Raw genomic sequence first — 25,755 nt, forward strand, 5'->3', positions numbered from 1 at the left:
CCCCTCCATGATCAAGCCATTCACATACGACAGCCGCGCACAGCGCGTGATATTCGAGCGCGGTGCACTGAAGCACCTGCACCGCGAAGTTGAACTACTCGGCGCCACCCGAGCGATCATATTGTCCACGCCCGATCAGGCCACACAAGCCGAGCGCGCAGCGGCCCAACTAGGTGGCCGCTGTGCGGGCGTCTTTCCCAAGGCCGTCATGCACGTACCGATCGAGGTCGCTCGCGCGGCGATCGAAGAAGCGCGGCGTATCGGCGCCGACTGCGCCGTCGCGATCGGCGGCGGCTCGACGATGGGGCTGGGAAAGGCCATCGCGCTTGAATCCTCGCTCCCCATCATCGCCGTCCCCACGACCTATGCCGGCTCTGAAATGACGCCCATCTATGGAATCACCGACGCCGGCATCAAGAAAACCGGCAGGGACCCGCGTCTTTTGCCGCGCACCGTGATTTACGATCCGGAACTGAGCATGACGCTCCCCTTCGCGCTTTCCGTCACGAGCGGGATCAACGCTATCGCACACGCTGCCGAAGGGCTCTACGCGCAAGACAGCAACCCCATCATGGGCCTGCTTGCGGTCGAGGGCATTCGCGCGCTGGCCGAAGGACTGCCGGCCCTCAAACACAATCCAAGCGACGTCGAAGGACGTGCCAGATGCCTATACGGCGCGTGGCTATGCGGCACCGTCCTGGGTAACGTCGGGATGGCGCTGCATCATAAGCTCTGCCATACGTTGGGCGGGACGTTCGATTTGCCGCATGCCGAAACCCACACCATCGTCCTTCCCCACGTACTCGCCTACAACGCCCGCGCCGTCCCCGACGTCATGCGCCGCATTGCCGGCGCAATCGGCGCGCAAGACGCCGCGACCGGATTGTGGGACCTCGCACGGAACCTCGGGGCGCCGGTTGCGCTTCGCGATATAGGCATGAAGCCCAATGGCATCGGGCGGGCAGTGGAATTAGCAACCCAGGCGACGTACCCGAACCCGAGGTCGCTTGAACCGGTTGCGCTTCGCGAGCTTCTCGAGCGCGCATACGCCGGTGAGCCGCCAAAGATCGACGAATGAAATCCACGGGCAGGCGTCCATCCTCATTTCGATGCACTCTTCCCTGCTGCCGCGGCACAGTTCATGCCGCAATTGAACGACTTCTTCAAGAATCTTGGCTTGGTGGGTGGCTTCCTGTTGCTCATAGAGTGCGCGCCTCGCCCCCCGCGCCGGCCTGTCCGGCGAAGCACACACGATCGCGTGGCCCGCGGCGCGTTAAAAGCGCTGCTGTATTCCCGCCATCACGCCCAACTGGTTTTTCCCCGTCTGCACCGTCCCCCCCGCGGCCACCGGCGCATTGCCAAGTCGACTATTGATGACGTAGGCGATCGATGTGTACACGGTGGTGCGCTTGGAGAGCAGATAATTCAGCCGACCGATCACCATCGTCGAGTCCGAGTGCGAATGGAGAATGTAGCGCAAGCCCTGGGCGTCAACCGAGAACGCCGGCGTCACGACGTAACTCGCACCGAGGAACCAAAGATCCGATTGGGCATTCTCGAGCGCAGCGATGTTCCTTCGGACCCAGCCGGCGCCGATTTTCGCCGAGCCGAGCTTCAAATAGCCGTCGACAACGACGTGGGTGTCCGTGTATCCCGGGTTCGACAGCGGAGCGGCCGCGCCATTTCCGCCATGCATCACGTCGTACGCCGCGGCTACACCAAAGCGCGCATTGTCGTAACCCGCGAGCAGCGTGTACTGCCTGCAGGCAACTGGATCTCCGGGCGTCTGCCCCCCGCAATTGGTCGATGACGGTCCGGCTGGGCCCGCGGCGTCCCGGCCGAAACTGTAGGTCGCTCCGAGTTTGAAGCCGCGGAACGACCCGAGGTAGCCGATCGCATTGTCGCTGCGCGCATTGGGGATGTACGTATCGACCGAAGCCATGCTGTGAATCGACGGGCCGATGTTATCCGCCGATGAAAGCGCATACATCGTCATGTTCATTTGCCGGCCGAGCGTTACCGTCCCAAAGCCCCCGCTCACGCTCAAATTGGCCTGTCGCCCGAATAGTCGGCCGCCGTAATTGAGCATGCCTGTGGCCGGCGCAAAGCCGTTTTCGAGGACGAAGCCCGCCTTGTAGCCGCCGCCCAGGTCCTCCTCGCCGCGCAAGCCCCAACGGGACGGCATTTCACCCGTCAGCGCTGGCATGCCGACGACCGCTCCGCCTGCCGCAGCGTTGTTGTAGTACTGGATGCCGGCGTCGACGATACCGTAGAGCGTCACCCTGCTTTGGGCTTGAGCCAACGGTACCGTGGCAAATAGGCCAACGGCAAAAACTCTCTTCAATATCATGTCATGTCTCCATTTATTTAGTTATCCTAATTAAATAATTATAATTCTTGCGTTCAGGCACACCATGCCGTGGCCATTCCCTCCTAGACGCCCCATTCAAGCGCCGCTTGCTGCGATACGCACGGCACTTGCCCGACGCGTGCCCACGTACCCGATTCGGCCGCTCTAGACACCGAGATACCGGTTCACGATGTCCTGCTGGTCATGCAGCGCACGGGACGCACCGCTCCATACCACGCGCCCCTTTTCCATTACAAAATGCCGATCGGCGAGTTCTAGAAGTGCGTCGACGTTCTTGTCGATCACGACTTGCGCGAGACCTCGACATTTCAGTTCTGCCAGCGCATCCCAGATCTCGGCGCGCATCAACGGCGCCAGACCTTCGGTTGCTTCATCGAGTACGAGCAACTGGGGATTAGTCATCAGCGCGCGGCCGATCGCAAGCATCTGCTGTTCCCCGCCGGAAAGCTGCCATCCCAGGTTGCCGCGCCTCTCCTTCAAGCGCGGAAAGAGGCGATATACGCGTTCGAGCGTCCACTCGGCCGCTGCACCGCGCTTACTGCGGCTCGCACGCGCTGTCGCGATCAGGTTCTCTTCGACCGACAATGTCGGGAACACCTGCCGTCCCTCCGGGACGAGTCCCAAGCCTAGTCGAGCAATTCGGTGCGATGGCAAGCCTTCGAGCGGCTTTCCGGCGAACTGGATCCTCCCGGCTTTAACCGGTAAAAGACCGAACAGGCACTTGACCGACGTGGATCGTCCCATGCCGTTGCGGCCGAGCAGCGTGACGACTTCACCCGGCTTCACGTCGAACGTGACACCGAAAAGCGCCTGCGCGCGACCGTAACTGGCCTGCAAATCCCCTACTTCCAGCAACGTTGTCACGACCGACTCCCATGTGGCATTTCCTCTCCGAGATAGACCGCCTTGACCTTCGCGCTTCGCTTAATTTCGTCCGGTGTGCCAGTCAACAGCACGCGTCCATAGACCAAGACGGTAATGCGATCCGCGAGCGCAAATACCGCGTCCATATCGTGCTCGACAAGCAAAATCGAATAGCGGCGCTTCAAGGTTTTCAGCAAGGAAACCACTGCGTTCGATTCATGCGTGCTCATCCCGGCCATCGGTTCGTCCAACAACAGAAATTCGGGCCGTGCCGCGAGCGCCATCGCCAGCTCGAGTTGACGCCGCTGCCCGTAGGAAAGATCGGCCGCGGGTGAATCCGCCCGATCCGCGAGTCCCGCCTCGTCCAACGCTTCATCGGCCGCCTCCACGAGCACGCGGCGGTCCAACATGGGTCGCCATAGGTGAAACGCGTGATCGGCCGCGCCTAGTGCCGCAAGCACGGCATTCTCTCGCACTGTGAACCCTTCGAAGATTGACGTGATTTGATAGGAGCGCACCATCCCCCCGCGCGCGCGGCGATGAATCGGCAACGCGCTGATATCCTTGCCTGCGAAGCACACCTTTCCGCCATTCGACTGCAACTCGCCCGAGATCTGATTGATTAGCGTCGTTTTGCCTGCGCCGTTGGGTCCGATGAGGGCGTGCAATTCCCCGCGTTCGATATCGAGTGACACGTTATCGGTAACCAGGAGACCGCCATAGCGCTTGACCAGCGATTCCGTCTGCAATAACAGGTTCGTCACGATTGCTCTCCCGTGGCCGTGGACACCATCGGGTCAGCCGGGCGACGGTGACGCGAGAGCCAGGCGTCCACGGCGGCAAAGACACCCGCAATGCCGGCCTTCCCGAGCAACGCCATCAGGACTAGCGCCGGACCGAACACCGCCATCCAGTGCTCGGTGAATAGCTTCAGCACTTCCTCGAGGCCGAGGAACGCGAAAGCGCCCAACACCGCGCCGAACACAGAACCCGCGCCCCCCAGCATGACCATGGCGATGAGGTCGCCTGACACGTTCCACGACAACGTGCTCGGCGAAGCGAAGGCGTTGAGGTTAGCCAGCAGCAGGCCCGCAAGACCGCACAGAATCGCCGAAAGGATGTAGGCCGCCAGCAGGTATTGCTTCGCGGGCAAGCCCATCGCATCGACGCGCCGGGCATTCATCCGCGCGGCGCGCAACACCATGCCGAACGGTGAGACGCGCAGACGCGCCATCCAGTAGGTCGCCAATGCCAATACGATGAGCGAGCAGGTATAGACCGTATCGGGACGCCCCAGGTCCAATGCGAAAAACTTCGAGGTATCGGCGATGGACGTCCCGTCGTCACCGCCATATTGCTTGAGGCTCACGAGAACAAAGTACCCCATTTGCGCAAATGCCAGCGTGATCATGATGAAAGCGACCCCAGTGGTCCGCAGACAGATCGCGCCCATCACCAGGCCGAGCAGCGCGCACGCCGCGACACACGAAAGAACGTGCACCCAACCATTGTCGATGCCGTAAAACGCGGGCAGTGCGACGCTGTAGGCACCGATCCCGAAGAAGAGCGCATGGCCGAAACTGATCATGCCGCCGTATCCCAAGGCCAGATTCAAACCGGTTGCGGCGATTGCGTAGATGATGATGCGCGCGACAAACGCGGTATAGAACGGCTGCGCGATGAAGGGAAGCAGTACTAGCACGCCGAATAGCAGCAGCGACGCCGCCCACGCGCATCGACAGCGCGGTGTGTTGAATCGCATCATTTTCTCCGTGCGGGAAAAAGTCCATCCGGACGGACCGCAAGAATGGCCGCCATCAGCAGGTAGACCAGCATCGAGGCGAGCGCAGGTCCGGCTGCATCTGCAATATCGCGGCTCGTTACGTCTCTCAGCAAAGGCGGCAACAGTGTCCGGCCCAGCGTGTCGGCCATGCCGACGATGAGAGCAGCGAAAAATGCACCTCGCACGGACCCAATCCCGCCGATGACGATGACGACGAGCGTCGCGATTAGCACGGGCTCCCCCATACCCGGCTGCACCGACACGATCGGCCCTGCCATGACGCCGGCCAACCCTGCCAGTGCCGCGCCCAGTGCGAAAAGGAATGCGTTCAGAAATCGGATATTGACACCGAGCGCGCCAACCATCGCCGGATTGACGGCACCGGCACGAATCAGCATCCCCAGCCGAGTGCGATGCATGAGCCACTGTGCGCCGAGGGCAACCAGCAATCCGGCGCCGATGATGGCGAAGCGATAGGCCGGGTAAGCGAGGTCCAAGATGTCGACCGTGCCATTGAGCGACTCCGGCACCGGCAGAAAATGCGGCTGCGGCCCCCAGATCATCCGGGCTGCTTCATTGAAGAACAGAATCATGCCGAACGTTGCCAACACCTGGTCGAGATGATCCCGGCCGTAGAGACGCGACACTGCTACCCGTTCGACCGCGACGCCTATTGCGACGCTGCCGCCAATCGCGGCGAGCACGGCTACAGCAAACGAGCCGGACAGGCCGAACGCCGTCGCGGCGAAGTAGGCCCCCAACATGTACAGCGAGCCATGTGCGAGATTAACGAAGCTCATGATGCCGAAGACCAGAGTCAGGCCTGCTGCGAGCAGGAACAAAAGAACCCCGAACTGCAGTCCGTTCAGCAGTTGCAAAAAGATCAGGGCGAAGCTCATCGTTGACTCCCATTGCTCCGCCGGTACTTGAGCGCGTCGTTGTAAAAACGCGGATCGTAGTATTTCTCGGGAATGCCGAGCTTCTTCTGAGGAATGCCCCATTTAGCACGGAGCCTAAGCACCTCATCGAGACCCGGCAGTTCGAGTTCGGCTCGCCGTTGAAATCCCGTTTGCTCGTTCACGAGCAAAGGAAAAGCTGCTTCGGCCATCGCAAGATCGCTGTTCGGCATATATTTCGTGAATATGCGTAGCGCTTCCTGCTTGTTTGTGGGGTTATATAGCCACTCCACACTTTTTGCGTAAGCGCTGATGAAACCTTCCAACTGTGCGCGATGCGTTTCCGCCCAAGCGCGGCGTACGCCCGCAACCATGCCTTGATACGCACCGAGATCGGTTGAGACCTTTGCGATGACGTTGAAGCCGTGGGCCTGCGCCTGCAATTCGAAAGGCGAAACCAGCAAGGTCGCCGCCTGCTTGCCTTGCAAGAGCGATTGGAAGCGTTGCAGGACGCCGCCCGCTCGTTCGACCGTAAACTCCGGCTCATGCAAGCCCGCGCGGTCGAGCAGTTCGAAGAGCACCAGTGAATAGCCAGTATTTCGTGCATCGACCGAGACCGTTTCGCCGCGCAATGCACTCACGGAATTGATTGGCGGCGCAGAAACGAGCTTCAGGAACCCGCGGTCGCCTCCCATGACGGCGATTAGGTCTCGGCCGACTACCGGCGCTTCGCCCTGCCCTTCACGATAAGCGACGAGGTTGTCCATGGCCGTCATCGCAATATCGAAGCGCCCGTCGATCAACTGAGTGAGTTGAAATACGGAACTCGGGGTGGGCGTTACCTTGACCGCGATGCCGTTCGCTGCAAAAAAGCCCTTCTCTTGCGCCACCCATAGCGGCCAGTTGAAGCCGCCCGGAAAGGTGATGACTTCGATCGGCCGTTCCGCCGCAGTAGCGGCATTCACGCTGCCCACGATCGACAATAGGAATGCCAATAGGAATTGTTTGAAGCATTTCACGGTTTTCGTCTCCTTCCATATGCGTGAAGCCGCGATACTCGCTATCCATTCGCTGGCATCCACGCTGGCCGTACAGGGTCTCGTCCGCACCGTCTCGGGTACGGGCCGCCCTTTTTCGTTTCGATTGCAATCGGCTGCTTCGCTAACGCCTATTTCAGATTGCACTGCTGTGCATAGGCGTCTCCGTGATCCTTGAAAACGTCTGCCTCGAGCAGCTTGAAGCCGGGCTTACCCACCGAGTTTCGGACGACCTGATAGATGCTGTAGTCCTGGATAGGAAAGTTGTTCCTTCCAAACCGGAAATTGCCGCGCACCGAGGCGAATCGAGCGCTCTTGATCGATGCGGTCAATGCCTTGTGATCCGCGGTGTTTCCTTTCACGTCTCGCACGGCCGCGTCGAGCATCATGATCGCGTCATAGCTGAATGCCGCGTAACTGGAGGGGATCCGGCCGAAGCGCTTCTGAAACGCCTCGACGAATCGCCTCGATTGCGGATTGGGCGCGCCCGGGGTCCAGGAATCGCCCACGACTGAGCCCAACGCAGCCGTCCCCATGGCATCCACGGCTGAACCCTCAATCGTGTTGGAGGTATAGAGCGCCGTCTTCGAAAGCAGCCCAGCCTGCTGGTATTGACGAACGAACGTGACGCCTAACCCACCCGGAAAGAATCCATAGATCGCCTCCGGCTTGGAAGCGGAAAGTTCGGTCAACTCGGCGGAAAAATCGAGCTCGTTGAGTGGCGTATAGATCTCATCGACGATTTGCCCCTTGTAGAAGCGCTTGAAGCCGGCGATCTTGTCCTTGCCCCCGATAAAATTCGGGGTCATCGTACTCACCCGTTTAATGCCTTTGTCACTGAGGTATTTTCCGATCGCTTCCGCCGGTGCATCGCTTTGCCAGGACATGACGAACTCGTTTGCCTTGCATTGCCTACCGGCAACGGAAGAAGGGCCGGCTACGGTTCCGATAAACGGGATGTCCGTCGAAGCAATCCGGTTCTGCAACGCCATCATCACGTTGGCAAAAGTCAGGCCGACCACAATATCGACTTTTTCCCGGTCAAGGAGCCGGCCCAGTGCGTTGATTGCCACCTCCGGCTTCTGCTCATCGTCTTCCTTGACGATCACGGCCTTGACTCCGCCAAGCTTTCCCGACAATAGGTCCAGCGCCAAGCTGACGCCGTCGAACTGGTCGCGGCCGACGTCGGCGGATGGACCGGACAGTGTCGCGAGAAAGCCGATCTTCACATCCGCCATTGCCGCGGAAGCTGTCCCGGCGATAGCTGCCGCGAGCGCGGCGCATAGCATTTTGTTCACTTGCGTCTCCTTATCTTTCGCCCCCCCGGTCGGGGTGATCACGCGATGGCAGTCTCGAGTTCGCCGAGCCCTTCGATCCACACGCGGACGACATCGCCGCGTTTGAGAAACGTGCCGCTTTCCATCCCCACTCCGGCAGGCGTGCCCGTGAGGATGATGTCGCCCGGGTAGAGGTCCAGCCGATGACTCAGATAGGCGATCTGATCCGCTACACCGTACAGGTGATTGCGGGTGTTGGAATCCTGTTTGAGTTCGCCGTTGAGCCACAACTTGATGTTCAGATCCTCGGGCGATTCAACGAATGCAGCGGGCGTCAGAAACGGACCCATCGGGCAAGAGCCGTCGAAACATTTATGCCCGAGCCAGTCGAACCTAAACGGTGAACTGACATCGACTTTGTCGCGCCGCAAGTTGTCCCGCGCCGACAAGTCGTTCGCGCAGGAATACCCGGCGACGTATTGCAAGGCATCGTCCACGCTGACCTTCGATGCGCGGCGCCCGATGACGACGGCCAGTTCCGCCTCCCAATCGAGCATGGCCGTATGACCGGGAAATCGCACGGCCTCGCGATGCGCCGCAAGCGTCCCCTTGCCGGCTTTGAGAAAGTGCCACGGCGGGATACCGTCGGCCTTCGGATCCAGCACGAGCGTCTGTTTGAACGCACGCCCCATGGCTTCCACATGGTCGCGATAGTTCGCGCCTGCGGCGTAGATCGCGCCCGGGTCCGTCACCGGCGCAAGGAATACGATGCTGTCCGGATCTAGCGCTTCAGCGATGAACTTGCGCGGCGATAACGCCAGTTCGTTCGCGACCGCCCAAAGCCGCTCATGCGAGCTATCCCAATGCTCCAGCAGTTGCATTACCGATCGGCCGGCCAGGGGACTTCCTTTGGCAACGCCCGTTAGACTGAAGAGTCGCTGGTTGACGGCGATACCCGTCCCTGCGGCCCCGGTTGCGTCCGCATACGTGAAAAGCTGGTATTTCATCTGGAGTTATTTCAAAGAGTATGAGCGATTGGAAAAGCGCACCGTGACAGTCAATTCACCTTCCATCAGCAGCCACTTTCTGATAATTGGCGTATAAATCTTTTCTCGGATAAAGGGATCGTCCGACAGGATCTGCTTTGCATCCTCCATCGTTTCGGCTCGCAGGACAGACATCCCGCCGAGCGCGCCGGGGACACCTTCCTCTTCGACGAAAGGCCCCGAAGCGAATAGCACACCACGGCCTTCCGCCTCGACCGCCCATTGCAAGTGGGCCTCCAGAAACGCTTCGAACCGCGTGAGGTCGTTTGGGATCCTCTGTACGACATACAAGGGCTTTCGCAGCATTTTTTGCAAGAGGCTCTGTGTCTTCTCGACGATGTCCATGTCAGTCCGGCAATTCGAAGTTCTGCCCGAAATCGGGTGGCGGAGGCGTACTTGCCCACACGGCAGTCAGTTCTTCCGGGCTGACGTTCAACGGCACCCAGCCACTGTCGTCCTCCGGAATGACGTCGATGTCCCAGAAATATTCGACCAGGCTGTTCCAAGGATCGCGGATATAGTGAAAGTAATTCGATCCGCCAACATGTCGTCCAAGGCCGAATACGTCCTTGTAGCCTGCCCGTATCAAGGTCTGCGCACCGATCTCTATCTCGTCGATGTCGCTGACCTCGAAACTCAAATGATGCAATCCGGTGTGAGTGCTCTTGGCAAACGCGACGATGTGGTGATCGCCCCCGGCCGCACCGCGAAGGAAAGCGAGAATGTCATGTGCCCGATCGGAGACCTTCATGCCGAGCACGTTGGTATAGAAATCGACCGACCGGTCGACATCGGGCGTGAACTTGATCAAGTGACCGAGCCTGCGTGGCACCACTTTCTTTTGAAGCGACTCGAGCCCGCAGGCCCGCGTGCCAATACGGCGGTAGCGGCCGGGCACATTCACTTCCGGCGGTATCGCGACCAGGGAGGGCTTGGGTTCTTCCACCTGCACGTTGATCCAGTCGCCGTGCGGATCGCAAAACCAGATTCCGCCGAATGACACGTCGAAAGGGGCGTCCACGATGCGGACACCTGCGCGGTCGAGGTTTCTTTTCAAGCCGGTCATGCCCGCCTCGTCCGTGCCAAGGGCCGTGTAGCTCAGGCGCTTTTTTGCCCCTTCGATCAGGTGGATCTGGTCTTGGGCGCGATCCGGACAACGGAACATAAGGTCGTTACCGGATATACCCGCTCTCAGACCGAAGAGTTCATAAAAGACTCGTCCGACCTCGAGGTCCGGGACGGTCATTCCGATGTGAAGCAACGAACGAATCATGACAATGCTCTCCAGTCTTGACGAGAGAAGCCCTCTGTAAATAACCTATGCACCGTTTGCCTTTGGACGATATGCATTGTTCGACAGTCACGGTTGGATGGCTTGCGATCGTTCAGGGCGCGATTCCGACTCCAATAGCTTGATGACCGCCGCAATGTCTTCTTCAGCCATGCCGTTTTCGATCGCACGAAGGAAGTACGGCGCCGCTGTCGAAAACAAAGGAGAAGCGGCGCCGGCTTCATCGACGAGTTGCCGCCCCATCAGCAAGTATTTTTCCAAGGTGCCGATGGTCCCGGGCGCGGGTCGGAAAGCACGCGCGGCCATCATGGGAGCACGTATTGCGAACATCGTGGAACCACCCGCGCCGTGCTTGACGACCTCGGCGAGCGTACCTGGGTCGAAGCCGAGGCGGGCTCCCAGGTTCATCGCCTCGGCGCAAGCAAGCGTATGGATCGCGACCAAATAATTGGCGATTAGCTTCATCGCGACAGCCGAACCGTACTCGCCAATGTGAAACTGGTTGGCGGTGATCGCATCGAGAACAGGTTTGCATTGCTTGATGAGTTCAGCGGAGCCGCCAAGGTAGAGAGACGCTCTGTGCTGCGAGACCATCGGGGGCGAACCGCTGACCTCCGCCTCAAGCACACATGCGCCACGTTCCTGAATGCGCTTCGCCTGGTCGATCTTGAACGCTTTGCGATACGTAGCGAGCTCGACGACGACAAGCCCAGGCCGAATTGCATCGAGCACGCCGTCAGCGCCCTGCAGGACGTCGAGGAGCGCAGCTTCGCTCGGTAGGCAAAGCAGAAGCACGTCGGCTTGCCTTGTCACATCGGCGGCGTTGTCGAGCGCCCGGCCGCCGCACGCGACGAATGCCTCTCGGTCGGTCCGGCGATAACCGACAACCTGGAATCCTGCCTGAATCAGATTGGTCGCGATCGGTAGTCCGAGCTGGCCGATGCCGATCATGCCGATGACTCTGTCTGGGGTGTCCACTGCGCCTCCTCATGGTTGTTCCCAGCAGTCTAATGATCATGCCGGCATTAAACTACGCCGATTCGTTAAAGCAATGTATCAATGAAATTGATACTTCTGGTCGGCAATCCGTGGGCGTAGGTGTCGTGGACTCGTGAACTGATGAAAGACCTCAACTTACTGTATGTTTTCGAAGCGCTCTGGTGCGACAGATCCGTCACCGCGGCGGCGGAGCGGCTCGGCCTGACACAAGCCGCGATCAGCAGCGCCCTGAAGCGGTTGCGGGATCAGGAAGGCGATAAGATGTTCACGCTGGTCAGTCGCCGTATGGAGCCGACACCCTATGCGAGCGCCATCGCGCAACAGTTGCTCGATGCGCTGACCATGATTCGAAAAACCTCCGCGGAGAAAAGCGTTTTCGATCCGGCCTCCTCTCGGCGCATGTTCACCGTGCGCACGCGCGATATCGGAGAGATTGTGAATCTCCCTCCCCTTATGGAGAAGTTGCAGGAGGAAGCGCCGCACATCAAGCTACGGACGGTGTTCGTACCCATGGATGAAACGCTAGGTGGACTTGCTAGTGGCCGGATAGATTTCGCGCTCGGCTTTCTTCCATCGCTCGAAGCCGGCATTCATCGTCGGAAGCTCATGCAGCAGCATTACGTCTGCGTCATGCGGAAACAGCATCCTTTGGCAGAATCGGAACTTACCCTGGAGCGCTTCAGGGAACAGGAACATTTGCTCGTAGAGTATTCCGGCAGCGGCCATAAGGTTCTCGAAAAGGCGTTGATCGAAGCGGGCGCCCGGCATCAAATCAAGGTGCGGCTGCCGCAGTACCTTTCCGCACCCCACTTCGTCATTTCATCGGACCTCTTGTGGTGCGCGCCCGCCGTTCTAGCCGAGACGCTCGCGACGCACTTTGCGCTGACCATCAAGCCTATCCCGTTCCAATTACCGGGATTTGAAATCGGCCTTTACTGGCATGATCGGTATCATCGCGATCCTGCAAACAAGTGGCTTCGGGAATTCATAGTCAACGTTCAAGCGACCCGACCATGAATCAGACGAAGCAGCTACCGACGATGCGCTCGTCGCGCCGTTCGACGTCGTCGCGCGAGAAGTGCCGACCGCATGGTTCGTCGCATAGAGCGCCACGTACTGCTCAAGGACAAACTCACGCAGATCCGGCAACGCGGCTTGAGCCGGCGCACTTGTGATTACGTTCCCAAACTATTTGACCAAGTCGTCAGCACTGACGTCGTCGTAGCTCTGCGTCCAAGAGTACGTCTTAGGTGCGGAAACCGCATCACCCAGTGTCGCGGCAACCGGACTTCTACCCTCTACAATTTCAGCAAATGATTGACAGGACGGCTCGATCTGAGCGCGCCGCAACGCGAGCTCGGGAGCCGAAACGCCGCCAGCAACGCACGGCTAGCGATTCTTTCGCGCAGTTGCCGTCCAATCTGCCGGAAAACCGGCACCCTCCCGGATCGGTTCAGTTCCAGGGCGACCAGCGCCGGCAGCGACTGCCTGGATGAACGGTTCGCAACCATAAATGAGCCAAATTGATTCGATATTGGTTCTTAAAAAATCCGGTGGAAACCGCCAGAATTGACGAACCAACGATACGACGGGATCGCCATGCGCATCCGCATCATCACCGACGACTTCACCAGCGCGCTCGACGAGACGGCTTGCTTCGCGGAGCGCGGCTGCGACACGGCCGCCCTCATGCGCCCCGATAGCACCACTAACGGCGAGGTCGTCAGCCTCGACACCGATTCCCGCGAGTACCCGCTTACGCTGGACCAGGACACCGTCGGCCGCTTCCATCGCCGCATTTTCTCTATCGATCACGCATTAACGACACCATGAGCGACTTTCGCAGTGACACCGTCACCCAGCCCACGCCTGCCATGAAGCAGATGATGATGGAAGCGCCACTGGGGGACGACGTCGTGGGGGAAGACCCCACTGTCAACCTCCTGCAGGAAACCGCTGCCGCCATGCTCGGCTTCGAGGCCGCACTTTTCGCACCGAGCGGCACGCAGACCAATCTTATCGCGATGATGACGCATTGCCAGCGCGGCGAAGAAGCCATCGTCGGCCAACAGTGGCATACCAACCGCTGGGAAGCAGGCGGTATGGCGGTGCTCGGCTCCATTCAACCGCAGCCGCTGGAGCACCAGCCCGACGGCACCATCGCCCTGCACGACATCGAAGCCGCCATCAAGCCCGACGACCCTCACTTCGCCCGCACCCGCCTAGTCGTAACCGAAAACACTTTTGGCGGCAAGGTGCTGTCCTTGGAATACATGCACGACGTTGCTGCCCTGGCGAAGCGCCACGGATTGCGCTCGCACATCGATGGCGCGCGTCTCTGCAATGCCGCCGTCGCGCTCTGCGACGGCGGCGATCCGCTGCAGCGTGCGCGGGAGCTCTGCGACGGTTTCGATTCGGTATCGCTTTGCCTCTCGAAAGGGCTGGGTGCGCCGGTGGGGTCACTGCTGCTGGGTTCGCAAGACTTCATCCGCCAGGCGAGCCGCGTGCGCAAGATGCTGGGCGGGTCCATGCGTCAGGCCGGGGTGCTGGCGGCAGCGGGATTGTATGCCCTGCGGCACAACGTGCACCGCCTCGCTGACGACCATGCCAATGCAGCCATGCTGTCGCGTGGCCTGGCCGAGGCCGCCGAGGGCAATGTCAGACTGCGCGGCCGCTTCACTGCCCATCCGGCGCAAACCAACATCCTTTTCACCGATATCGATCCCCATATCGCCAGCGATTTCTTCGCCCACCTCGACGCGAGCGACGTCAAGGTGAAAAGCGGCGTTTATCGCGGCGAGGAAGGCGCCATGCGCCGCATACGCTGGGTCACGCACCTCGATGTGAGTCGGACGGATGTCGAACGCGCGATAAAGGCCGCGGCATCGTTCTGATGTTCAGCCAGAACGTCCGGCTCACGGCGCAAAAAGAGCGATGGAACGCTTCCATCCGATACGGCTTCAGCACATCCGGCCCCACTGTTCCGCACAAACAGCAGCGGCACGATGGCAAGCAGACAGATTACGGCAAGACTGCCGTAATGCACGGTCCACCCCGCATGTCCAATGATGTAGCCTGAGAGCGGCGAAACGACCATACCGGCGACCCCGAACGCGATCCCGATCATCAGCCCCATTCCCGCGCCGGCCGCCCGCTCCGCCGAATCGATGACCATCGCGTACGCAACCGGAAATGGCGCATTGCGGAACAATCCCCAAATGAGAAGGACGATCCACGCACTGGCGAGGGAGTCGATGCGCAACAGCATCAGTGTGGAAATCGCACAGCAAATCGCCAACACGATCAGCGTTCGCTTTCTTCCCAGCGAGTCCGAAAGCGTCCCCCACACGACCTGTCCCACCCATCCCGTCAACCCCGACACGCCGGATACGAGGGCCGCCGCCGAAACCGTCATATGGGCCACCTCGATCAAATACGACGTCAAGAACAGGACGATGCCCAGCTCGGCGACCAGAAACAGAAAGATCGAAGCGATCGCCAATCCCGTATTGCGCTGGCGAAACGCCGCCTTGATCGCGCCCATCGGCCGCCGGAAATCCCCTCTTTCACCCACCGCAGCGGTGGGCGTCGTCAAATCATTCGCGCGCATCCATTCGAACGCCATTTCCTGATTGCGTCGGGTGCCGACGACCAATTGCGCCACGATGATCACGACGCCGATCAGCGGAATGAGCGCGAAGGCATCGGTCCATTGTCCGTAACGCAGGACGATAGCGATCAACACGCCGGAAAGGAATTGGCCGATCGGAAAACCCGTGTGGTGAACGCCCACGGCGAAGCCGCGGTTCTCCTTTTGCCACCAGTCGCTAACGAGTGCCACGTTGACCGGCTCGGCGCCGCCTCGGCTCAGACCCATCGGTACGCGCAGCAGTTGAAACCATCCAAGGCTCCCTGACAGCAGCGCCGTCAGCAGCCCACCCACCACGGCCAAGGCATAGGCGACGATCCACGTATAGCCGCGCCGATATCCGCTGCCGATCAGATCGGACGCCACACCGAAGCCCACGGCGCCGATCATCGAGGCAAACGCGAAAATCGTATTGATGAATCCGGCCTGAACGTTCGACAGGCCATAGGCAAACTTGATCGACGGCAATACGGCCGGCATGATCTGGCCGTCGATCGAGATCATCAGGACCGCCAACGTCGTAATCCAAAGCATTGCCCAGGAGCTCCAATGCGCGCGCACCCGGCGGCGTGCCCGCCCGGATGCTTGTGTCATCGGCTCAACTCTTTCGTTCATGACTGTCTCCGATCCTGTTTGTCTTCAATTGATTGCACATATTCGGTTCCGCCCATGCGCCGCTTCCAGCTTTCCCGTGAGTGGCGACGCACGCCCCAGCCGATCACGCGCATCCGGTTGCCAGGGTGAATGGGATCGGGGCCCCAGATGGCTTGATAGGTATCGATGCAGCGCCCCGTGCGCTGTAAGTGCCCCGCAACCGATATGAGCGCAAGCCACCAGACGGTGAGTACGGCCACCATCCACCGCGGCGCGTCCGCAAGCTTCAAACCCATCCCGATTACGACGACCGCCAAGAGAATCGCGGCGGTCCCGACAACCTTGTGTACGTACTCGAACCGATATCGTCGCGCCGTCATGTCGTAGTGATCGCCGCGCATCGCATCCTCACTCGAAGCGCCAAGCCCGATTGCAGTGGTGCCACCACCCTTGCTACCCCGCCACACCCCACCCAACACCTGGACCCATCCGCTCGCCATCACCGCCCATCCGAACCATCGATGACACTGCGCCAGCGCACTTGTGTCATGCGCACGGCCCAATGCAAGCGAGCACCCCAACGTCATCGACAGCACCCCTGCCGTCTGCAAGATGCGATGCCAGTGCCACCACGTTTTGTTGTCGAGCTCGTCCGGCCAGGCTTGTCGCGGCATCACCTTGAAATAGCGGGCCACCAGCACGCCAAGCGGCAACAGAATCGCCCACGCGGCCACCATCGCCCTGCCGTGCCATGCGGTCCACGCGGGAAGTTCGTGATCCATGCGCCCCGATATCGGCGTCAGCAGCCACGTTACGAGATCGGCGCTCATTCGGCGGACCGAATGACCTTCGAAACATCCGGCTCGCGCTGCGTAGCGATATAACTTTCGAACCGTCGCGTCCGAACGTCGAAAATGCCGACGCGATCGTCATCCTGCGAGACGAATGCCAGACCGCGCTCGCGATCGAACGACAGCGCAATCGCTCGCGCCGGCATGGGAATGTGGTCGATTTCGGCAAGCGTGGCAGGATCGACGAGCGACAAGCTCCGCTCGCCGTAGTTGGTCACGATCAGCATCTCGTCGTCCCAGCGATAGATACGTGTGGGATCGTCGCGGGATGCACTGCGCTGCCGCACTTGCATCGCTTCCGTATCGATCGCCGTCAGCGTTTGGCTCCAACGATTGCTGACGAATAGCGTGCGCTCGTCGCCGCTCAAACAATACCCTTCGGGCTTATCGCCTGGGTGGCAAGCCAGCGGCACGGCCAACGGGTCCCACGGCTTGACCTTCGTTACCGTATGCGAAAGCAAATTCATGCAGTAAGCGGTGGCGCCGTCTTTAGTCAACGCGAACAGGTGACTCTTGATACCGCCGGAGGGCACGGCTCGCCGTGGCGCCTCGTCGGTCAATGGCCGATCGAGCACGAGCAACGTGGCTTTCTCCTCGCTCAGCGCATACAGACGGTCGCGCTCATCCATCTGCAAGCCATGAATCCGGTTGTACGGCGCAAGGTCGATCGTTCGCGTCAGCGCGCCGGCTTCGATGTCGATCTGCAACAGCGAATGACCGCCCGGGCCTGTGTGGCCGGATGTCTCGACACCGTAGTGCCCGACCCACGCGTTTCGATTTGCCCGGTCCGTCACGAACTCGTGCGGATACGAAGGCAACGCGACGCTATGCAGGCGTTTTCCCGATTCGATCTCGTACCAACTCACGCAATGACTGCATTTTTCCACAAGCAAAAGCGTGCCGCCGTCGCTCACGTTGCACCTCTCGTATTAAGCCGAATGCGATAAAGGGATGTCGATGCGCAGATATAGAGCGCGTTGCCGTGCGGCCCGCCGAAGGTGACGTTGGCGACTTTCTCGGGCACGCCGATCCGCGCCAGGCGCGTCCCGTCAGGATGATAGATCTGCACACTATCCTCGCTGCTCGTAAAAACCCAGCCCTGGCGATCGACGCGGAAGCCATCGGCAAGGCCTGGACTCACCACCGCGAAGATGCGTGGATTGACCAACTCGCGCCCTGCCACGACATCGAACGCGACGATGTGATGATTGCCGCTACCGTCCCTGCGCAACGCCGCCGAGGTGTCCGATACGTAAAGCACCGACTCGTCCGGCGAGAACGCAAGGCCGTTCGGCTCTTCGATGAAATCGGATACGACGGAGAGCGTCCGTGTGCGCGGATCGTATCGGAAAACATAGTTGTCGCCGAGTTCGGATTCAGCGACATGGCCCTCGTGATCGGACACGATGCCATACGGCGGATCGGTGAACCAGATCGTGTCGTCACGTTTAACGATGATGTCGTTCGGCGAGTTCAGGCGCTTACCCTCGAAACGATCGACCACGATCTCGTCCTCCGCGAACGGCACGCCATCACGCATACGCGTTCGGACAATGGCTCGCTGCCCGTGCGAACAATGAAGGATGGAGCCGTCGCGCTCGCGAGTATGTCCGTTCGTGAATTCAACGCCTTCACGCCAAACCGTCATTCCGTCGCGTTCGGACCAGCGCAGCATCCGATTGTTGGGAATGTCGCTCCACAGCAGCGCGGCGTCCTCATCGATCCAAACGGGCCCCTCGCCCCATATCGCGCCCGTGCACAAACGCTCGAGCATCGCGCCCGGGGCAAAGAGCGAGCTGGCCCGCGCGTCATACACGGTGATTTCCGTCTCGATCGCATCCATCTCTTTTGAACTCTCGTTGCACATCTGAATAGCCCGCGCCGTTATTTTCCCCAGATCCGACGGTACGCATCGCGATAATGGTTGGCCGGGTCGTAGATGTTGTTCGACTTGACGTCGGAAGCGATGTTTTCCCGTGTCACGAGATGCACCGGCGTGCTGTAGCCGCTCGGCTGCGCGCCGGCGAATGCACGGTTCAACTCGTCGACGAGTTGCCAACCGTGGAGCATCAGCGGCTCGGGAATCGTGCCCACCTGATAACGGTCGCCGCGAATGCGCTGGTAGGCGGATTGACTACCGTCGCCGGCCGATACATTGAACGGCGGGCCGGCCGGCTTTTCGCCCGCGCTCGAAAGCGAGGGCCCCATGAAATCGAAGTAGAGGTCGTTAATTCCGAGCGAATACGTCCACTTGGCACCGTAGCGTTGCAGCAGCGCAGTCGACAGTTGCGGAATGCGCGTCGACGTCTCCGAAAGCGGGGTGTCCTCGACCGCCAGCAGCGCGCAGCCTTTGCATTGCTTGATGACGTTCGCCATCGCGGTCGATTTGGCGACCGCCACCTTGTACAGCGAATCGGTGAAGACAACGACGCCCGCGGTGCCGTTCGACTTGACCACGGCATAGTCGGCTGCCACCTTCGCAACCGCGATCGGATCTGTACTGACGTTCGTGAAAAGGCCGGTCGCCGGGTCCGGGCCCGCCTTGGGCCCCGCATGCCAGCCTACGACTGGAATCTTCAAGCCGCGGGCCTTCTGAATGACGACCGCTTGCTCGGCTGGATCGAAGCCGCCAACAATGATGCCGGCGGGATTGAGCGCCATCGCCTGATTCATGGCGGCCGTGCGCCCGGAGACCGTGCCCTGCCCATCGAGGATGCGCACTTTCCAGCCGATCACGTGAGCGGCCTGCGCCACGCCGTCGCTCACACCCAGTACCCCGCCGTTGCGAAGATCGGACGCCACGTAGACGATGGTCCTGTCGGGCTGCGCCTTCGGCCCGGTCGTCGGGCCGTCCCAGGCCGGCGACGGTTGAACGGCTGCATCGACGACCTTTTGCGCCGTGGCGAGATAATCGTCGGCCGCCATCGCTCGTGTCGCCACGGTGAAGCAAGCAAGCACCGCGACAGCAGCCGCGATCAAGTTGAGGGGCTTGTGAATCGACTGCACGCACTTCATCGTCATGTCTCCGTTGCTGTTCATTGTTGGACTTTCCACGTCATGCCGCGAGCTTCAGTTCTGCTTGACGGTAGGGGCCGCGTTCGAGGCTGTCCTCGATGCAGCGCGTTTCGGCGCCTGCGAGCGTCGGCGGGCGCCATAACCGGCGATGCCGATGGCAACCAATAGCGTCACGCCGTTGAAAAGCGGCTCGACAAAAAATGCGCCGCCCAATTGCTGGATGCCCGAGATGCCTACCGCCAGGACGCCCACGCCAACGAGCGTGCCCCACACGTTCACGCGGCCGGGGCGGATCGTCGTCGAACCCAGAAATGCGCCGACGAGTGCCGGCAGCAGATATTCGAGGCCGACGCTTGCTTGTCCGATTCCGAGCTTCGATGCGAGCACGACACCGGCAAAGGCCGTCAACAATCCCGACGACATGAATGCACCGATGACATAGCGGCGCACAGGAATCCCATTGAGCCCGGCCGCACGCGGATTGGCACCGATCGCATAAAGGAATCGCCCGACGGGAAGATATTCGGTGGCGACCCACAGCAGCAGAGCGATCGCGATCACGTACCACATCGAGATAGGCAGCCCCAACAGCACCGCGCCGTTGATCCGATAAAAGGCGTCCGGCAACGTGCCGACTACCTGCCGCCCGCCGGTGTGCCACAGCGCAATGGCGTAGACGATCGTGCCGCTACCGAGCGTTGCGATGAACGAATCGATCTTCGCCATCTCCACGAGCAGCCCGTTGAGCAGACCAAACCCAAGCCCGAGCAGCAAGACGACCCCGACCGCCACGGGCCACGCCAGGCCAAACCGCGTTTGCAAGGTGATGGTCAAGATGTGCCAGAGCACGATGCCGTAGCCAACCGTCAAATCGATTTTGTTGGTCAACATCGGAATCATCGCGGCCAACGCAAGCATCGCAATGATGGCCTTGTCCGACAGAATCGAGTTCAGATTCATCCGCGTCGGAAACGTATCGGGCAGGACGATCGAAAACAGCACGATCAACGCCACCATCAGGATCGGCAGGCCATACACGGGCAGGATCGTCGAGAGGCCGTGCGAAATCGCACGAGGTGACGATTTATCCTTGGTTTGCGGGATGGAAATCATGATGAGTCCTTTCAATTTTCAAATCGATCAGCCGACCGCGCATTCGTTGGCGGACGCACGCTGCAGCAGCGTTTCGATCGTCAACTCGGCACGCGGGACGCTGTCGATCACGCGCCCCCGGTTGAATATCAAGGCGCGGTGCGCGATGTTCGCCACTTCCTCGAAATCGGTCGAAACGAGCAAGACGGCCACACCGCGTTCGAGCGCCTGGTTCACGAGCGCGTAGATGTCCGCTCTCGCCCCCACATCGACGCCCGCCGTCGGCTCCTCGAGAATCAGCAGTTTGGTTGCAATTTGCAGCCAGCGCGCCATGACGACTTTTTGCTGATTACCGCCGCTGAGATTTTCGATGGCTTTGCTCGGGTCGTTCGGACGCACGCCGAATTGCGACGTCAAGACGAATGCCTGTTGATGCTCATGACGTGCGCTCTTCAATTGGAAGAAGCCACGCCCTATCGCGAGTGGATTGAGAAACAAGTTTTCGCACACCGAGAGCGGCATCGCGAGCGACTCGCCGGTTCGGTCGCCGGCAACGAACCCGATCCCTTGCCGCATCGCATGCCGGGGACTCCGAACGTCGAGCGTTGCACCGCAAAGCTCGATTCGGCCGGCGTCCAACGATGCCTGTCCAAAGAGCGCGCGGCCCACCGTGTCCTGCCCGGCCCCACGCAAGCCTGCGAGCGCAACGATCTCGCCCGCGGCAAGCTCGAGCGAAACGGGCCCCACGTCGCAGAACACGGCATCGCGCAGTGCGAGAACGACGTCCTTGCGGCCTCGGATCTGGGGCACATGGATCGGTTGCGGCTTGCGCCCGACGATCATGCCGACGAGATCTTCGGGGCTCGTCTCCTCGATACGCTTCTGTCCGACGAGCCGGCCATCGCGCATCACCGCCACGCGATCGGCGATTCGGAAGATCTCATCGAGGCGATGCGAGACATAGATCATCCCGACGCCCCGTTCGCGCAGCGACGAGAGCACGGTGAACAGACGCTCGACGTCGTCCTGCGGCAGGCTGGCCGTCGGCTCGTCCAGGACGATCAAGCGGGCGTCCGTGGCCAAAGCCCGCGCGATCGCAAGCAACGATTTTTCGGTTCGTGTGAGTTCGCTGACCGGCGTGTCGGGATCGATATCCGCGTCGACCGACTCGAGCGCTTCCACGGCACGGCTTCGCACGGCGCGCCAGTCGATGAGCCCCCCGCGTCGGGCGAAGCCGCAGCCAAACGCGACGTTCTCCGCCGCGCTCATCCAGTCGATCAGACCGAGGTCCTGATGGATGAATGCGAGGGACTCACGCGATCGTTCGCCCGTGAGCGGCGCACCGCGAAACGTGATCGATCCCGAATCGATCGAATAGACACCGGCGAGTAGTTTGATCAGCGTCGATTTGCCCGCGCCGTTCTCTCCGAGCAGGGCGACCACCGATCCCGCATCGATATCGAGACTGACGTTGTCGACGGCGAGCGTGCCGCCGAAGCGCTTCGTCACGTTGTTGAAGGACAGTAGCGATGACATCCATGTCTCCTCGTGTTGGACCCGCGTCTAGAACGTATGACGCAGGCCCATTCGCACGCCAAGTTGATTTGCGCCACTCGACGCGTCGAACCCTGTGATCTGCGCTTGCGTCGCATCGCCGGCGGCGTGCTGATAGACCGCCATCACGTAGGTATCGGTGCGTTTGGAGAGAAAATAGTCGGCAATCAGATCGAGCTGGTGATACTTCGGCCGGGCTCCGTTCGCATCGTCCTTCCCGGCAAGAAAATCATAGGAGCCGGAGAGAAAGAACGCCGGGGTGAATTGATAACTCGCACCAGCTTCCACATTGTCGAATGCGACGTTGTGCCCGGCATCGCCCGCTGCGAAGACAGTATGCGAAAGATTGAGCAATGCCTTGAGATTGCCGAACGCGTATGAGCCTGCCAGCGCGGCCACGCGTTGGCTCGATGCCTGAGCGAGATAGTTGCCGTAGATGACGTTCGTGAAGGTCGGCGTATTGACGTAGCCATCGACGGCCACAGCCGGATTCTTCACGTTCAAATAGGCGGCGGCGAGCTGAAGCGGTCCGCGTGCATACCCTGCGCCGATGCTCCACACACTATTTTGCGAAAAGCTGCCCGGCACGCCGCCGAAGCTATAAAGACCGCCGAACGTGAAGCCACCGTAATTGGCGCTGGCAAACTTCACACTGTTGTTCACGCGAAATCCGCTGCCCGTATTATCGATGTCTTCGGGATGCGAGAAATACCAGCCACCCCAACGCCCGTTGGAAGAAATCGGCTGGATGTAGTCCACCACGAGGTCGTATTGGCGGCCCAGCGTCACCGTTCCATACGGCGTCGAAAGCCCCATGAATGCCTGGCGTCCGAACTCGCGTCCGCCCGGCCCGGCTTGCCCGGAGAAACCGTCGAAGCCGTTTTCGAGCGTAAAGATGGCTTTCATGCCGCCACCGAGGTCTTCGGTTCCGATGAAGCCCCAGCGGCTACCGGCCACTACGCCGCTGACGGCTTGCCAGCTGTGGGCGCCTCCTTGATTCGTTGCATATGTCACGCCGTTGTCGATGATGCCGTACAGCGTGACGCTGCTTTGCGCCATTGCCAGCGGTGCGAAAAGTGAAATGGGAATGGCGAGCAGTGCAGCACTTCTCATGACGTCTCCTTGCTTGTTTTCGGTACATCGAATTTTTTGCAAGTGTGGACGCCGGACAGTTGCCGCGCTAATCAAAAGTTTTCAGCGATCGATAACCTGTGTTTATAAGCGATTGTGTGTGAACGTCGTGTGGCGCACGTACTACGCGGCTTCCGACTCGTCATGGAAAAGCTGCAGAAAGTGGCGCGCCGGGGCGCTCAACGGCCGATCGCGCCGGATGATGCTGCCGTATGACGGCAGCTTGTGACGGAAGGCGTAGTCGATCGCGGCCACGAGTCCATGCGCGGCATTGACCTGGGCCACGGTAGCCGGGATCGCGCCGAGCATTTGCGAGCGCGACACCAAGCTCATCGTGGTGAGGATCGATCCGGTTTCGATGAGCCCGCGCGGCATCGGACGATGATGCTCGCCGAACTCACGCTCGACGACGTCGCGCGCGGGACTGCCGGTGGGCTGCAGAATCCATGGGTACTCGGAGAGCGTCGCGAAATCGAGATCACGACGCCGAGCCAGCGGATGGTCGACGCCCGAGACGATGGCAAGCGACTCGTCGTCTACGGTGCGAAACAAGTATTCGCTGCGTTCGTGTGCGTCTCGCCCGATCACTACCTCGAGCACGCCTTCGTGCAGTTGCGGCATCAACCGATCGCTCGTATCCACGGCAATTTCGATGGCCAACAACGGAAAGCGCGCCTTCAGCCGCACGAGCGCCTCGGTCAAACGCCCGGGCGTCGCAGCCATGATGCTGCCGATCACGAGCCTCCCCGCGCTGCCTAGCTGCAACTCCGCCAGCTCGCGATTGAGCGACTCCATGCTGCCGCGAATGCCGCGGAAATAACCGAGCACACGCTCGCCCGCCGGATTGAGCTGAAGACTTCGCCCCGTTCGCTCGAAGAGCCGCTGTCCGAGCGCGCTTTCGAGCTCGTGCAGCATTTTGGTCGCCGCCGGCTGCGTGAGCCCGAGCTGGGCTGCAGCGCCGCGCAGCGTCGAACACTCCTCGACAGCGAGCAGCAGTGCGATTTGTCTCATCCGCAGCCGGTTCAGCAATTGCGGCGTCGAGTCTTTTCTATCTATGGAGCCCAAGCTGATTACCTGTGGTTATCGATTCATCAAGAGTTTTCAATTTACGGAAGGGGTGCGTCTACCTAGGATCAACCCTGTATGACATGGCCGACGAACGGCCGACTCAAGGAGATCCTGAATGACCATCGAACATCACGCCGCCCGGTATCGGACGAATTCGGCCGAGGTGAGCGCATGAGCAGCGCATCGCCGCTTCCCGTCGTCGCACTGACGCTCGGCGATCCGGCCGGCATCGGTCCCGAGTTGATCGCGAAGCTGCTCGCCCGGCCCGATGCGGCGATGCACGCGAATATCGTGCTGATCGGCGACCCGTGGTTGTGGGAGGAAGGCCAGCGGCTCGCGCACGTGTCTGTCGAGGTCGAGCCGATCGCTTCGCTCGCCGATGCGCGCCATCGCCCATCGACGCAACGTCCTGCCTTCATCGCGATCGATACGGTCGAGCAAGCGCAGGTCGTGATCGGTCAAGCACGCGCGGCCGGCGGCCGCTCAGTGTTGCAAGTGCTGGACCGCTGCATGGACGCGACGCTCGCGGGCCATGTCGACGCGATTGTCTTCGCACCGCTCAACAAGCATGCGATGAAGCTGGGCGGGCTCACGCACGAGGACGAGCTGCACCACTTCGCCGAGTATCTGGGCGTGAAGCATTACTTTTGCGAGTTCAACACGCTCGGCGACCTCTGGACCGCTCGCATTTCTTCGCACGTACCGCTGAAAGAGGCCGCGGCCTATGTGAATGTCGATCGCATCGTGCAAGCCTCCGAGTTGATTTACAGGTCGCTGCTCGATAACGGCGTCGAATCGCCGAAGGTGGCGATTGCGGCCTTCAATCCGCACGGCGGCGACGGCGGCGTATGCGGCCGCGAGGAAATCGACGTCATCGCGCCCGCCGTACGCGAGCTGCAGGCTCGAGCGTGGCCGACCGATACGCCGTTTCATGGGCCGTTCCCCGCGGACACCATCTTTCTGAAGGCGCAGTCCGGCGAATACCAGGCGATCGTCACGATGTATCACGACCAAGGACAGATCGCGATCAAGCTCATGGGCTTCTCACGCGGGGTAACCGTGCAAGGCGGACTGCCCGTGCCGATCACGACGCCCGCACACGGCACGGCTTACGACATCGCCGGGCTCGGCCGCGCCGACGTGGGCGCGACCTGGCAAGCATTCCAAATCGCGTGCCGCATGGGCGCCGCGCATCGGCGATCCATCGAGGCGGTCAGGGCATAACGGCGGACGCTCC

General features: G+C 60.7%; 25 protein-coding genes. 5 read left to right on the forward strand and 20 right to left on the reverse strand.

Going from position 1 to position 25,755, the window contains the following annotated elements; all coding sequences use genetic code 11:
* Positions 1-10 precede the first annotated feature (10 nt).
* Entirely contained in the window at positions 11-1,078 is a 1,068-nt protein-coding gene (locus tag VGL01_RS07920; RefSeq protein WP_414720196.1) for a maleylacetate reductase, read from the forward strand.
* A 195-nt stretch (positions 1,079-1,273) separates the two neighbouring features.
* Here VGL01_RS07920 and VGL01_RS07925 read toward each other — a convergent pair whose 3' ends face one another.
* From VGL01_RS07925 to VGL01_RS07975, 11 genes are all read right to left on the reverse strand, one after another.
* Positions 1,274-2,350: a porin gene (locus VGL01_RS07925; RefSeq protein ID WP_331568305.1), complete on the reverse strand. Its 1,077-nt coding sequence runs from the start codon at positions 2,348-2,350 to the stop codon at positions 1,274-1,276.
* 165 nt (positions 2,351-2,515) lie between these two features.
* The gene (locus tag VGL01_RS07930) at positions 2,516-3,235 is read right to left on the reverse strand and encodes an ABC transporter ATP-binding protein (RefSeq protein WP_331568306.1); all 720 of its coding nucleotides are present in this window, start codon (positions 3,233-3,235) and stop codon (positions 2,516-2,518) included.
* Complete coding sequence (locus VGL01_RS07935) at positions 3,232-3,999, reverse strand: ABC transporter ATP-binding protein (protein ID WP_331568307.1); 768 nt, start codon at positions 3,997-3,999, stop codon at positions 3,232-3,234. Before VGL01_RS07935 ends, VGL01_RS07930 begins: the two co-directional genes overlap by 4 nt.
* Positions 3,996-4,997: a branched-chain amino acid ABC transporter permease gene (locus VGL01_RS07940; protein WP_331568377.1), complete on the reverse strand. Its 1,002-nt coding sequence runs from the start codon at positions 4,995-4,997 to the stop codon at positions 3,996-3,998. Before VGL01_RS07940 ends, VGL01_RS07935 begins: the two co-directional genes overlap by 4 nt.
* Positions 4,997-5,917, reverse strand: coding sequence for a branched-chain amino acid ABC transporter permease (locus VGL01_RS07945; protein ID WP_331568308.1), 921 nt, complete (start codon positions 5,915-5,917; stop codon positions 4,997-4,999). Before VGL01_RS07945 ends, VGL01_RS07940 begins: the two co-directional genes overlap by 1 nt.
* Positions 5,914-6,933 carry an ABC transporter substrate-binding protein gene (locus tag VGL01_RS07950; protein ID WP_331568309.1) on the reverse strand — a complete coding sequence of 340 codons (1,020 nt, stop codon included), beginning with the start codon at positions 6,931-6,933 and terminating at the stop codon, positions 5,914-5,916. The genes VGL01_RS07945 and VGL01_RS07950 overlap by 4 nt, the downstream gene beginning before the upstream one ends.
* A gap of 149 nt (positions 6,934-7,082) precedes the next feature.
* Complete coding sequence (locus VGL01_RS07955) at positions 7,083-8,240, reverse strand: ABC transporter substrate-binding protein (RefSeq protein WP_331568378.1); 1,158 nt, start codon at positions 8,238-8,240, stop codon at positions 7,083-7,085.
* 47 nt (positions 8,241-8,287) lie between these two features.
* A complete protein-coding gene (locus tag VGL01_RS07960) occupies positions 8,288-9,235 on the reverse strand; it encodes a fumarylacetoacetate hydrolase family protein (protein ID WP_331568310.1) in 948 nt (315 codons plus the stop codon).
* A gap of 6 nt (positions 9,236-9,241) precedes the next feature.
* Positions 9,242-9,619 (reverse strand): YciI family protein, encoded by a 378-nt coding sequence (locus tag VGL01_RS07965; RefSeq protein ID WP_331568311.1) that lies wholly within the window; start codon positions 9,617-9,619, stop codon positions 9,242-9,244.
* 1 nt (position 9,620) lies between these two features.
* The gene (locus VGL01_RS07970; RefSeq protein WP_331568312.1) at positions 9,621-10,547 is read right to left on the reverse strand and encodes a VOC family protein; all 927 of its coding nucleotides are present in this window, start codon (positions 10,545-10,547) and stop codon (positions 9,621-9,623) included.
* Between the two features lie 87 nt (positions 10,548-10,634).
* Positions 10,635-11,543 (reverse strand): NAD(P)-dependent oxidoreductase, encoded by a 909-nt coding sequence (locus VGL01_RS07975; RefSeq protein WP_331568313.1) that lies wholly within the window; start codon positions 11,541-11,543, stop codon positions 10,635-10,637.
* 141 nt (positions 11,544-11,684) lie between these two features.
* Between VGL01_RS07975 and VGL01_RS07980 the strand changes: the two genes are divergently transcribed.
* The 3 genes from VGL01_RS07980 (at position 11,685) to ltaE (ending at position 14,458) form a co-directional block, all read left to right on the forward strand.
* Positions 11,685-12,581, forward strand: a complete 897-nt coding sequence (locus tag VGL01_RS07980; RefSeq protein ID WP_331568314.1) for a LysR family transcriptional regulator — start codon at positions 11,685-11,687, stop codon at positions 12,579-12,581.
* Positions 12,582-13,133: 552 nt separating this feature from the next.
* Complete coding sequence (locus VGL01_RS07985) at positions 13,134-13,397, forward strand: hypothetical protein (protein WP_331568315.1); 264 nt, start codon at positions 13,134-13,136, stop codon at positions 13,395-13,397.
* A complete protein-coding gene (gene ltaE, locus VGL01_RS07990; RefSeq protein WP_331568316.1) occupies positions 13,394-14,458 on the forward strand; it encodes a low-specificity L-threonine aldolase in 1,065 nt (354 codons plus the stop codon). Before VGL01_RS07985 ends, ltaE begins: the two co-directional genes overlap by 4 nt.
* Here the strand turns inward: ltaE and VGL01_RS07995 are convergent.
* The 9 genes from VGL01_RS07995 to VGL01_RS08035 form a co-directional block, all read right to left on the reverse strand.
* A complete protein-coding gene (locus VGL01_RS07995) occupies positions 14,353-15,828 on the reverse strand; it encodes an MFS transporter (protein ID WP_331568317.1) in 1,476 nt (491 codons plus the stop codon). The two genes, ltaE and VGL01_RS07995, sit on opposite strands and share 106 nt — an antisense overlap.
* Entirely contained in the window at positions 15,825-16,637 is an 813-nt protein-coding gene (locus tag VGL01_RS08000; RefSeq protein ID WP_331568318.1) for a cytochrome b561 domain-containing protein, read from the reverse strand. Before VGL01_RS08000 ends, VGL01_RS07995 begins: the two co-directional genes overlap by 4 nt.
* Positions 16,634-17,524, reverse strand: coding sequence for a YncE family protein (locus tag VGL01_RS08005; RefSeq protein WP_331568319.1), 891 nt, complete (start codon positions 17,522-17,524; stop codon positions 16,634-16,636). The genes VGL01_RS08000 and VGL01_RS08005 overlap by 4 nt, the downstream gene beginning before the upstream one ends.
* Positions 17,525-17,568: 44 nt before the next feature.
* A complete protein-coding gene (locus VGL01_RS08010; RefSeq protein WP_331568320.1) occupies positions 17,569-18,501 on the reverse strand; it encodes an SMP-30/gluconolactonase/LRE family protein in 933 nt (310 codons plus the stop codon).
* Between the two features lie 41 nt (positions 18,502-18,542).
* Positions 18,543-19,697 carry a substrate-binding domain-containing protein gene (locus VGL01_RS08015; RefSeq protein WP_331568321.1) on the reverse strand — a complete coding sequence of 385 codons (1,155 nt, stop codon included), beginning with the start codon at positions 19,695-19,697 and terminating at the stop codon, positions 18,543-18,545.
* A gap of 30 nt (positions 19,698-19,727) precedes the next feature.
* Entirely contained in the window at positions 19,728-20,786 is a 1,059-nt protein-coding gene (locus VGL01_RS08020) for an ABC transporter permease (protein WP_331568322.1), read from the reverse strand.
* Between the two features lie 27 nt (positions 20,787-20,813).
* On the reverse strand, positions 20,814-22,301 hold the full coding sequence (locus VGL01_RS08025) for a sugar ABC transporter ATP-binding protein (protein ID WP_331568323.1): 1,488 nt from the start codon (positions 22,299-22,301) through the stop codon (positions 20,814-20,816).
* A gap of 27 nt (positions 22,302-22,328) precedes the next feature.
* Entirely contained in the window at positions 22,329-23,432 is a 1,104-nt protein-coding gene (locus tag VGL01_RS08030) for a porin (protein WP_331568324.1), read from the reverse strand.
* Positions 23,433-23,573: 141 nt separating this feature from the next.
* A complete protein-coding gene (locus VGL01_RS08035) occupies positions 23,574-24,515 on the reverse strand; it encodes a LysR family transcriptional regulator (RefSeq protein WP_331568325.1) in 942 nt (313 codons plus the stop codon).
* A 174-nt stretch (positions 24,516-24,689) separates the two neighbouring features.
* On the opposite strand from VGL01_RS08035, the gene VGL01_RS08040 reads away from it, so the two are divergent.
* Positions 24,690-25,742 carry a 4-hydroxythreonine-4-phosphate dehydrogenase PdxA gene (locus tag VGL01_RS08040; RefSeq protein ID WP_331568326.1) on the forward strand — a complete coding sequence of 351 codons (1,053 nt, stop codon included), beginning with the start codon at positions 24,690-24,692 and terminating at the stop codon, positions 25,740-25,742.
* The last annotated feature ends 13 nt before the right edge of the window (positions 25,743-25,755 follow it).

This window comes from Trinickia sp. (genome assembly GCF_036503415.1).
GTDB lineage: Bacteria > Pseudomonadota > Gammaproteobacteria > Burkholderiales > Burkholderiaceae > Trinickia.